7 protein-coding genes and 2 pseudogenes are annotated in these 10705 nt (G+C 62.1%); 3 read left to right on the forward strand and 6 right to left on the reverse strand.

Translation table 11 applies throughout. The annotated features are described in order from the left end of the window. Positions 1 to 8 precede the first annotated feature (8 nt). From ACOZK4_RS25040 to ACOZK4_RS25055, 4 genes are all read right to left on the reverse strand, one after another. On the reverse strand, positions 9 to 911 hold the full coding sequence (locus ACOZK4_RS25040; protein ID WP_421594393.1) for a siderophore ABC transporter substrate-binding protein: 903 nt from the start codon (positions 909 to 911) through the stop codon (positions 9 to 11). A 33-nt stretch (positions 912 to 944) separates the two neighbouring features. Then, positions 945 to 1244 (reverse strand): DUF2218 domain-containing protein, encoded by a 300-nt coding sequence (locus tag ACOZK4_RS25045; protein ID WP_313530954.1) that lies wholly within the window; start codon positions 1242 to 1244, stop codon positions 945 to 947. A 58-nt stretch (positions 1245 to 1302) separates the two neighbouring features. After that, positions 1303 to 2805: an alpha/beta hydrolase-fold protein gene (locus ACOZK4_RS25050; RefSeq protein ID WP_421594394.1), complete on the reverse strand. Its 1503-nt coding sequence runs from the start codon at positions 2803 to 2805 to the stop codon at positions 1303 to 1305. Positions 2806 to 2909: 104 nt separating this feature from the next. Next, the gene (locus ACOZK4_RS25055; RefSeq protein WP_421594395.1) at positions 2910 to 5069 is read right to left on the reverse strand and encodes a TonB-dependent siderophore receptor; all 2160 of its coding nucleotides are present in this window, start codon (positions 5067 to 5069) and stop codon (positions 2910 to 2912) included. Positions 5070 to 5295: 226 nt separating this feature from the next. Between ACOZK4_RS25055 and ACOZK4_RS25060 the strand changes: the two genes are divergently transcribed. From ACOZK4_RS25060 to ACOZK4_RS25070, 3 genes are all read left to right on the forward strand, one after another. Beyond that, the gene (locus ACOZK4_RS25060; protein WP_421594396.1) at positions 5296 to 6168 is read left to right on the forward strand and encodes a helix-turn-helix domain-containing protein; all 873 of its coding nucleotides are present in this window, start codon (positions 5296 to 5298) and stop codon (positions 6166 to 6168) included. Between the two features lie 734 nt (positions 6169 to 6902). Beyond that, complete coding sequence (locus ACOZK4_RS25065; RefSeq protein ID WP_421594400.1) at positions 6903 to 8447, forward strand: nucleobase:cation symporter-2 family protein; 1545 nt, start codon at positions 6903 to 6905, stop codon at positions 8445 to 8447. 73 nt (positions 8448 to 8520) lie between these two features. Further along, on the forward strand, positions 8521 to 9126 hold the full coding sequence (locus ACOZK4_RS25070; RefSeq protein ID WP_421594397.1) for a nucleoside deaminase: 606 nt from the start codon (positions 8521 to 8523) through the stop codon (positions 9124 to 9126). Positions 9127 to 9264: 138 nt separating this feature from the next. On the opposite strand, the pseudogene ACOZK4_RS25075 reads toward ACOZK4_RS25070, so the two are convergent. Next, a pseudogene (locus tag ACOZK4_RS25075) lies at positions 9265 to 10158 on the reverse strand (aldehyde dehydrogenase family protein); the annotation flags it as partial. A gap of 373 nt (positions 10159 to 10531) precedes the next feature. Continuing rightward, positions 10532 to 10705, reverse strand: a pseudogene (locus tag ACOZK4_RS25080) (aspartate aminotransferase family protein); the annotation flags it as partial.

Below are 10705 nucleotides of genomic sequence, written 5' to 3' on the forward strand. Positions count from 1 at the left end.
CACCGCCATCATTTCGCGGCGGCGAAAGCCTGCGTGATTGTCGCGAGAACGCGTTCAAGCGACTGGACGCCGCCCGCCGCGATGTAAAAATCCGGCGCGGGGAGATGGACGACCTGGCCCTTCTTCCATGCCGTCGTTTCGGCGACGAGCTCGTTGTCGAGTGTCACCCTGGCCGCCTGCTCGTTCGAGCCGACGGCGGCCGCACGGTCGAGAACCAGCAGCCAGTCGGGATTGGCCTGGCGGATGAACTCGAAGGAGACGGCTTCGCCATGCGTCGCCGTCTCGATCTCGTTGACGGCCGCCGGCAGGTCGAGCGCGGCATGCACCCAGCCGAAGCGCGAACCAGGCCCATAGGTCGAGACCTTCGGGCCGTTGGACATGACGATCAGCGCCTTGCCCTTGCCGGCAACTGCGGCTTTTGCGGCGGCGAGCCTGGCGTCGAGTTCATCGGCGACGGCCTTGGCCTCTACCTGTTTGCCGAAGAGGTCGCCATAGGCGGCGAGGCGCTGTTTGGCCTGCTCGAAGAGGTCGTCGCCGTCAATCGTCATGTCGATGGTGGGGGCGACTTTCGCGGTCACGTCGGCCTTGGAGGCCGAGCGGCTGCCGACGATGATGAGGTCGGGGGCCAGCGCGCTCAGCGCTTCGAGGTCCGGCTCGAAGAGCGTGCCGACCGGCGCCGCTCCTGCCTTCACCGGTTCCAACTCGGGAACGTAGAGTTTGTCCGGCAGGCCGGCGAGGGGGATGCCGAGGCGGGTCAGCGTATCGATTGCGGCAACGTCAAAGACGGCCACCGTTTTGGGCACGTTATCGACCGCGACCGGCCCCCGCGCCGTTAGAACGTCCATGGCGCTCGCCGGAAAGGTGGAAAGGACGATGGCAGCGACGACGGCGATGCGAGGGATATATTTCATGAATTTACCTGTCGTTTGAGAGGTGGCATATGTTCAGGCGGCCTTGTCCTGCCGCTGCCAGTCGAGAGCGTCGAAGGTCTCGCGAAAGGCAAAGCGCGCGAGATGCGATTCGATGATCGACTGGGTCTCGACAAGGCCAGCCTCATCGCCGGAGGTCACCAGCATGCGCAGGCCCCTTGCATCCGCGTCGAGGCTCGCCGTACCGCTGGCGAACTGACATTCACCATGGGTGTCCGTATAGGAAACCGTGATCTTGTGGGCGAAATGCTTGCAGAGCTGCACCAGATACTTTGATCCGTTCGTGGTCTCGAGATGGGCGGCGGATTGCGGCATGGTCTTTCCTTTCAGCTTGAGAACGTCTGGCGCGTGAAGTACGGCAAAGCGCCGGCCGTTAGGGCGGGCTCCCGCCAAAAAGCGCGATCAACCCATCCGGCAGGACGCCCTGCCAGACGAGATAGTCGTGTCCGCCGGCATAATCGCGGTAGGTGACGGGAATGCCCTTGGCCCGCAGCACGTCACGCAGATGCCGGCTCGTATCGAGGATGCCGGCCGTACCGTTGGCACCGGTCTCGAAAAGGCCGGCGGCGAGGAAGAAGCGCAGCGACAGTACCCCGCCTCTAGCAACCAGCCCCGCCACATACTCTTTCTGGTCTTCAGGCGTGCCGGGCGGGCTCCACCAGAAGGAACCGGACATGGAGAGCACATTGCCGAAAACCTCCGGGTGCCGCATGGCGACGGTCGCGGAGGCGAGCCCGCCGTAACTCGACCCCGCGAGCACCGTCCGGGCCGCCGAAACGGTGATGCCGGTTTCCTTGAGAACGAGCGGATGAAGCTCCGTCGCCATGAAATCGGCGAAGGCGGGATTGGCCGGCAGTTCGCGTGCCCGCGCTGCCCGGTCGGGATTGGCGACGAAGACCGCGACGACAGGCGGCACCGCACCGGCGGCGATCATGTTGTCGAGCATGCGCGGCACCGGCACCCGTTCCAGATACTGGTCGGCATCGAAGACGAAGAGCAGGATCGTGTCCGTGCGCGCCGAGTCGAAGCCGGGCGGACGGTAGATCGTGATGTCGCGGCGGTTGCCGAGCGCCTTGCTTTCGACGGAGTGCGTTTTCAGTGTGCCGGCGGGATTGTCTTTGTCCGCCAGCCACGGCTGCGGCGGCGCGCCTGCAAGTTCCAGCACGCTGTCCTGATTATAGGCGTCAAGCGCTTTGGCCGGCCATGGATGACGGTTCAGCGGGTCCGCTTTGGCCGTTGAAAGGATGGCGATGCGCCGGTCGCGCGCCGTACCCGGCACATCGGGCACGTCGAAGGCGAGCTGGTAGGAAAGCCGCGTGGCATCGGGAACGTCGAAGCTCTTGAACCAGATGTCGGAGCCGGCAAGCTGCTGCAATTCCTCATGGTCACCGCTCGGCGCGCCGAAGAGGCGGATGTTTCGCTGCGCGCCGCGGCCCAGGAAGGTGACGATCTTGCGACCGTCCTCTCCGTCTTCGACAAGTGGCGTGCCCTGCGCCTCGACCTTCGCCCAGAAATCATCCGTCGGCTTGCCGGCGGCGATGGCGCGGGCGACATCGGCTATCGTGGGACTGAGATAGGTCGGCGTCGGCGGCAGCTGATCTGCGTGTGCTACCAGACGATCGAGGGCCAGCGCATAGGTTCCCGGCTCCCGTCCCGTCACGACGAGCCGGTCGCCCGGCGCCTCGACGACGAACTGGAATTCGGCCATGCCTCTGATACCATCGGCAAGCCGGCGCAGATGCCGGCCGGAGGCATCCACGAGATCGAGATCGAAGCGGCCAGTGGCAACGTGCAGCTGACCCTTGACATAGGCGCCCTCGGCCGCACCGGGGTCGAAAGCCTGTTTCGCCCCGGCCGCTTCGGCTTTGCTTTCCACGGCCTTTCCTACGGCAAGCGCCGGCACCTGCGGCGTCTCCGCCGCAGGTGCCGGTGTCATCGACAGGGCCATGGCCACAAGACCGAGCCCGATTGTGCGCAGCCTTACCATTGCTTCTTCAGCGTCGCGACGATGCTGCGGCCTTCGCCGTAGAAGCAGGCATAGGCATTGGCGCAGGAGGAAACATAGCGCTCGTCGCCGATGTTCTTGACGTTCACCTGGAGGGAAAGCCCCTTCAGGTCGGTGCTTGTCGCGCCGAAGTCATAGGAGGCCATCGCGTCGAACAGGGTGACGGCGCCGACCTTGAACGTATTCGTGCCGTTGCCCCAGCTCGAACCCATGTAACGCACGCCGCCGCCGACCGTCAGGCCCTCAAGCGCGCCGGTATCCACCGTATAGGTCGCCCAGAGCGCGGCCTGATGCGCCGGCACGCGCGACGGCGTCTTGCCGACGATGCTGCTGTCGACGGAGGCCTTCACGACGCTATCGATATAGCTGTAGCCGGCGATGAGGGAGAGGCTGTTCGTCACCTCGGCTCGTGCCGACAATTCGATGCCGCGATTATGGATCTCGCCGATCTGCGAATAGACCGTCTTGCCGGCGACCGGATCCCAGGCGCCGTCGACCACATCGTTCTGCGTCAGGTCGTAGTAGGCGGCCGTCAGCAGCAGGCCCGTTCCTTCCGGCGCATATTTCACGCCCACCTCGAACTGGTCCGCGGTCGTCGGCTTGAAGGCCGGATCGCCCGCCGATGGCGCATAAAGGGCCGGTTCGAAGGACGTCGCATAGCTGACATAGGGCGCGATGCCGTTGTCGAAGGTGTAAAGCGCGCCGGTGCGCCAGGTGAACGCACCGTCGTCATAGGACTGGCTGGTGCCGGCGAGGAGGTCGTCGATCTTCGTCTCCGCACGGTCGTAGCGGATGCCGGCGAGCAGGTTCAGATTGCCGATCTCCACCTGATCCTGAAGGTAGACGCCGGCCTGGCGGGCGGTCGTCTCGGTCAGGTCGGTCGTTGCAAGCACGATCGAGTCGTAGTCGATGGTGCCGTATTGTGGATCGGTGAGGTCGAGCGTCGGCGCAGAGGCCGAACCCCATTGGTAATCGCGCTTGCGATACTGGTAATCGACACCGGCAAGCAGCGTATGTTCCGCCGGTCCCGTCAAGAACTTCGCCTCGAGCTGGTTGTCGATGGTGAACTGGCTCCAGTCGTCGGTGCCGCCGCGGGCGCTGCGGTTGAGGATTGTGTTGTTGCCGGTCACCGGATCGGCGGAAAGCCAGCCGTAAACGAGAGTGTGATGCAGCCAGTCGGTGCGGTGGTAGCGTGCGTTCTGGCGGAAGGTCAGGTTGTCGTTGATCTCGTGCTTGAACTCATAGCCGATCCAAGCCTGCTGGCGCTCGGCGCGTTCGAAATCCGGATCGGAGACGAAGAGGTCGGGCGAAATGAAGCCGAAACCGGGGATCGGCTCGACGGTGCCGGCCGCATCGAGGAAGTTGCGAAAACCGGCATCCGGCTCGTTCTGGTAACCGCCGAGCACCGTCAGTGAGGTTCCCTCATCCGGCGACCAGGTGATGGACGGCGCGACGGCGAAGGAGCTCTGCTTGGCATAGTCTTCCTGCAGGTCGCGCTTCAGGCCGGTGGCGACGATACGGTAGCCGAAGGCGTCGTCGAAGCGATCGCTGACATCGAAGCCGCCGGAGAGATAGCCATCCGTGCCGATGGAGATTTCGGCCTCGCGCAGCGGCTCGTCCGTCGGCTTCTTGCTGACCATATTGATGATGCCGCCCGGATTGGCCTGGCCGTAGAGCACGGAGGCGGGGCCGGAGATCAACTCGACGCGTTCCAGCAGGTAAGGGTCGATCTTCGCATAGGAGAGATCGCCGCCGAGGAAGAGCCCGTCGAGATATTTTGGAACATAATAGAAACCACGCACGAACATTTCGTCGCGCAGATTGGAGGCGCCTCGATATTCGGTGACGACGCCCGGCGTGTAACGCAAGGATTCGGCGACGGACAGCGCGTTCTGGCTCTGGATCTGCTCTTTCGGAACGACGGCGATTGTCTGTGGGGTCTTGGCGACAGGCGTATCCGTCTTGGTGCCGGTCAGGCTTTTCTTCGCGACATAGCCGCCGACGGGGCCATCGCCTTTTTCATCCGTGCCGCCCTCGACCACGACGGCCTCCAGCGCGGTGCTGCCCGTAGCCGCGCTTTCCTCCTGCGCCGCAGCCCCATTCAGCGTCAAAACGCTGGCCGCAGCCAAAAGCATGATACGACGTCGCCCCATGGACGGCGAAACAGTGCCCCACATATCCCAAACCCACATGCCGAAGGCCGGCTCTGCGGCCGGCGATTAAACTTGATTAACGCAGTCAACTATGCCAGTAGCTGGGTTTACCTGTCGACGGCAAAGACTTTCGCTGAGGCGTCAGAAAACTTTGCACAGGCGGCAGCGGGCATTCCACGCGGGTAAGGCGATGCAAGAGGGCGGCGTCTTGAACATCAGGATCAAACCGGAGATTCCCCAGCACCTGTTCGTCGGCGCGATGGACGGGCCGGCGAGCTGCACGCCTGACGACAAGCTTTACGATGTCTGGCCGAAGTTTCTCATCATGGTCCTATTGCAGGGCCAGCAGCATTTCGTGATGGACGACGAGCATTTCCGCATCAATGCGGGCGATGCTGAAAATCCGGAACCGGTCGTGTTCATGCTGAACGTGGCCCGCGAGTGCAAGCTGCAGTTCGTCAACGAGACCGCAACGCCGCTGCGCAAGGTGATGATTTCAGCGCCATTGCCGTGGATCGACCGCCTGATCCGCTCTCAGCCCACCAGCATGCCGAAGCTGCGCGCCTTCTTCTCGCGCCATCTCGCGACCTTCAGCTTCGCGCCCAACCGGCACCTTTCGCAGGTCGCCGAGCACATCCTGAAGCCTCCGGGCGCCATGGCGGGCGAGCTTCTGACGCTCTACCGCAACTCTCACGCCTTCGACATCATGTGCCAGGCCTGCTCGGTTCTCGTCGAAGACGACGCGACGGCCCATCAGCCCACGGCGCTTAGCCGGCGCCAGGGCGAGAAGGTGCGCGACTACATCCTTGCCCATGTCGGCGAGGACCTGACGCTCGACCGCATCGCCCGCGAAGTCGGCATCAGCACCTCCTCGATCCAACGCCATTTCAAAGAGCATTTTGGCACCAACGTCTCGGATTTCATCCGTCTCGAAAGGCTGGAAACCGCGCGTATCGCCTTGGAGCGGGATGGTATACCGATCTCTCAGGCTGCCTATCTCGCGGGCTACCGCAACCCCTCGAGCTTCACGACGGCCTTCAAGAAGACCTATGGCGTTTCGCCGAAACATCGGCGGGCTTGAGAGCTGCTGCGTACCCCAATCTCAGGGCCATTGTCTTGTGAAACTGCGCGTTAGAGCGCAGGGAACAAGACCACCGCCAACGGCGCGGCCATCCGAGACGATCAGCGCGAAGCCGCGCATGATCTGCATGGTGGCGGGCACAGGTATAGGCCGGTCAACAGGAAACCCTGCTATTTTCCGCAAGGTGTTTTGCCTTTTCAGAAAAGGTCGCGTCGTCGATCCTCAGTGCGCACGCACCGATTCCTTGATTTGATTGATAAATGACGGACCAGCGAGAAGCTTTAAAGCAGCCAACAAGGCCAAGCTCAGCAACCGAAGAGGACATGACGTATGGCATGCCCTTGACAGTCTCCGACAATTGCATGCACTAGTCGTGAACGTGCAGGTTCAAGCCTCACGGGAAAGCCCCGCTCAACTGATGTTGATGACGATCCGGAGTTCGCACCTCCTGGAACAGGGTCCTAGCGAAACTGGCCGGAAAGCCAGTTCAACTATGGAGCTGATGGGGCATGAGGATTTTTACTCTCATCCATGACAGGTTTCGTTTCTGGTGTGCATTGAGCACTCCGGCGGCGCGGCTTTCGCGCGACGTCTATCGTCGCCTGTTCGACATCACCCCAGCATCAGCGCGGCCGGCTCGGCGTGCGCGTCTCTGCTGCGGCTGCCTTACCCGGCAACGGCTTCATCTTCAGGCCTGAGCTCAAGCTGCGGCATTGGCCTTTGCCCCGATGGCCATGCCGAATTGCCTGATCGAAACGGGGCTCCATTCAAAACGAAATGCTCGCAAAGGTAGGGAGGAATTTACCTTGGCAAATGCGGAAGAGGAAAGTGCAGTCAACGCGCGCCCGGAGGATCAAAAACTCGGCATCGGCGCTAATATCGCCTATGGGCTTCAACACGTTCTGACGATGTACGGCGGTATCGTCGCCGTGCCCCTCATCGTCGGCCAAGCAGCCGGCCTCAGCTCGGCCGACGTCGGCTTGCTGGTGACGGCTTCGCTTTTTGCCGGCGGTCTGGCCACCATATTGCAGACTTTGGGATTGCCCTTCTTCGGCAGTCGTCTGCCGCTCGTGCAGGGCGTATCGTTCTCGGGTGTCGCGACAATGGTCGCAATTTCCGGCAATGGGGGAATTCCCTCCATCCTGGGCGCCGTCATCGTCGCCTCGCTGATCGGGCTTCTGATCACCCCCGTTTTCTCGCGGGTCATCCGGTTCTTCCCGCCCCTCGTCACGGGGGTCGTCATCACCACGATCGGATTGACGCTGATGCCTGTCGCAGCATTCTGGGCGATGGGCGGCAACAGCCGTTCGCCCGATTTCGGCAGCACAGCGAATATCCAGCTGGCCGCTGTAACACTCGCCATCGTCCTTCTGCTGAGCAAGCTTGGAAGCGCATCGATCTCGCGTCTCTCGATCCTGCTGGCGCTGATCATCGGGACAGGCATTGCCTATGCCTTCGGCATGACGGATTTTTCGCAGGTGGCGAACGGGCCGTTCTTCGCCCTGCCGACGATCTTCCATTTCGGTTATCCAGTCTTCGAGATCGCCGCCATCATCTCGATGCTGATCGTGATCATCGTCACGCTCGTGGAGACATCGGCCGATATTCTCGCCGTCGGCGAGATCGTCGAAACGAAGGTCGACTCCCGCCGCCTCGGCGACGGTCTGCGTGCCGATATGCTGTCGAGCATCCTTGCGCCGATCTTCGGCTCGTTCACTCAAAGCGCCTTCGCGCAGAATGTCGGCCTCGTCGCCGTCACGGGTATCAAGAGCCGTTATGTGGTGGCGACCGGTGGACTTTTCCTCGTCATCCTCGGACTTCTGCCGGTTATGGGGCGCGTCGTTGCGGCCGTACCGAGCTCCGTCCTCGGCGGCGCGGGCATCGTGCTTTTCGGCACCGTGGCGGCCAGCGGCATCCGCACACTCTCCAAGGTCGATTACCAAAACAACATGAACCTGGTCATCGTCGCCACATCGATCGGCTTCGGCATGATCCCGATCGCGTCACCCGGCTTCTACGAACACTTCCCGGCCTGGGTCGCGACGATCTTCCATTCCGGGATCAGTTCGTCGGCGCTGATGGCGATCGCCCTTAATCTCCTGTTCAATCATGTCAAAACCGGCAATTCCGACCAGCAATCGGTCTTCGTCGCGGGGACGGAGCGAAGCATTCGCTACCAGGACATCGCCCGGCTTCATGATGGCGACTACTTCCTCAACGGCAAGCTCTTCGACTCCAAGGGCGTCGAGGTGCCGATGATCTCTGAAGCCGCCCATTGATCCACCCTACGGTCCGGTTGCAACACGACTGTTTATCCGGACCGCTATTTCCTCAAAATACAAAGGAGAAAAAATGTCGGAAGAATACGAAACCAGGCGTCTGCTCGATGCGCTTTTCAGCACGATGGAGGAAGGGGTCATTCCCACAACGCAAGCCGGCGTTGCCGCGGGCAACAAGGTTTTCGGGGCCGCGCTGCTGCGCAAATCGGACCTTTCCACTGTTCTCGTCGAAACCAACAACGAGACGGAAAATCCGCTGTGGCACGGAGAGGTTCACACCTTGAAGCGGTTTTATGAAATGCCGCAATGCGACCGGCCGGACTCGAAGGATCTCATCTTCCTGTCGACCCATGAGCCATGCTCAATGTGCCTTTCGGCGATCACCTGGGCCGGCTTCGACAATTTCTTCTACTTCTTCAGCCACGAGGATTCCCGTGATGCCTTCGCCATCCCGCACGATCTGAAGATTCTGAAAGAGGTCTTCACACTGGAACCCGGCGGCTACAACCGGACAAACGCCTTCTGGAAGGGGCAGTCGATCCATGCGTTGATCGATCAGATGCCGGAGCCCTACCGTTTGCAGCTTCAGGATCGGGCAAGCGCCATCAGTCGCAAGTACGATGATCTCTCGTCCGTTTATCAGGCCGGCAAGGACGGCAACACTATCCCGCTTAACTGAGCTTCTTTTCTTCCCGCAAAGCGTCGTGTTGCAGGCGGTTCCATCCTCCTCTCAGGAAACGCCTGCCGGAACAGCGGCACTCCTCCTCCCAGTCGCTGTTCGGTTCTTTCGAAAAGCCTGCCGCACCTCATCCGCGGCAGGCTTTTTCTTTTCGTCACGCAACGCCGGCCCGTTGATGTGGCAGATACCGCTCTCGATGCGGGCGGCGACGGCCATGGCCCGTCGGATGTCGTGACTGTAGACGGAGGCCGGCAGGCCGTATTCAGTGTCGTTGGCGACCGCCACCGCCTCGTCCTTCACGCGGATCACCGGCTTGACAGGGCCGAAGCTCTCCTCGTCATAGAGGCGCATGCCGGGTTTCACGCCGTCGAGCACCGCCGCATCGATATCGGCATCGTCGAGCACGATCATTGGCGCCTTGCCGCCGAGTTACAGCAGGGCCGGTTTCAGGTGGCTGCTGGACAGTTCGCCGACAATGCGGCCTACCTTGGTCGAGCCGGTGAAATTAACGCGCCTGACTTCCGGCGCGGCAATTAATGCCTCGATCACGGCTGCGGCATCCTGGGGCGCATTGGCGATGACGTTGACGACGCCATCGGGGAAGCCGGCTTCGACGAAGACCTTGCCGATGGTGACATGCATGTCGAGGCAAACACCGGCCGGCTGACGGATGCTCATGGCAAGTGTGCCAGGCTTGTCGGAGGGAATGATCTCACCCTGGATCTGGGTGATCATGCTGGCGGCCTCGCGCAGCGTGTTGCCCGACAACATGGTGTTTAAGCCGGCCCAGGGCACGGTGCCGCCGGTCTCCGTGATCATCAGTTCCGCAAATTCGCCAGCCTTAGCGGCCGGCACGTCCGCTGCCCTGTTTAGGAAGGCGCGGCGTTCGCCGGAACCGTTCGACCTCAAGCTCATGGCGACGCCATGCGTGAACGTGCGCTGTATATTCCTGGCGATGGGTCTCGAAGCTGTCGCAGCGGGCTGCTCCGTCCCTGGATGATGAAGCGGCACTGACCGCCGCCGCGCTCGCACTCCAGTATGGCCGATACGGCTATCGCCGCATCTCGGCGATACTGCACCGAGCTGGCAGGATATGAGCCTCAAGCGGGTCGAGGTCGTCTGGCGGGTTTAGGGTATGAAGGGGCCGCACAACCCGAGCACGGTCGGTTGTGGTCGAACGAGAGTTCATGCATCCGGACGCAGACGGAATACCCCTTCTATTGCGCAAGACCACCATACGTTTGAAGGTTCGCGCGGCCGGTGGTCTCGGAGTTCACGTCGTCTTCGTCGGCAAGCGCGTTGACGGCGATGAGAATACGGTCCTGGGCGGATGTCATTGCAGGTCTTGAAGGGACGGATGCAATGCCAATGGGGCAGCCTGGCCGCTGCCCCATTCATTCAAGTCTCAGCCGAGAACCGCTTTCACGGCACCGGCTGTTGCCTTGACGACGATATCGGCCTCCTCGCGGGTGAGGCATAGCGGCGGGGCGAAGCCGAGGATATCACCCTGCGGCATGGCGCGGCCGATGACGCCGCGTTCGAGAAGGGCGGCCGAGATCTGCGGGCCGATCTTTTTGCC

The organism is Shinella sp. M27, assembly GCF_049199905.1.
Taxonomy (GTDB): domain Bacteria; phylum Pseudomonadota; class Alphaproteobacteria; order Rhizobiales; family Rhizobiaceae; genus Shinella.

Coding starts and splice junctions, on each gene's coding strand:
- ACOZK4_RS25040 (WP_421594393.1), bottom strand. CDS start 911: ATGAAATATATCCCTCGCATCGCCGTCGTCGCTGCCATCGTCCTTTCC.
- ACOZK4_RS25055 (WP_421594395.1), bottom strand. CDS start 5,069: ATGCTTTTGGCTGCGGCCAGCGTTTTGACGCTGAATGGGGCTGCGGCG.
- ACOZK4_RS25045 (WP_313530954.1), bottom strand. CDS start 1,244: ATGCCGCAATCCGCCGCCCATCTCGAGACCACGAACGGATCAAAGTAT.
- ACOZK4_RS25065 (WP_421594400.1), top strand. CDS start 6,903: ATGCCGAATTGCCTGATCGAAACGGGGCTCCATTCAAAACGAAATGCT.
- ACOZK4_RS25070 (WP_421594397.1), top strand. CDS start 8,521: ATGTCGGAAGAATACGAAACCAGGCGTCTGCTCGATGCGCTTTTCAGC.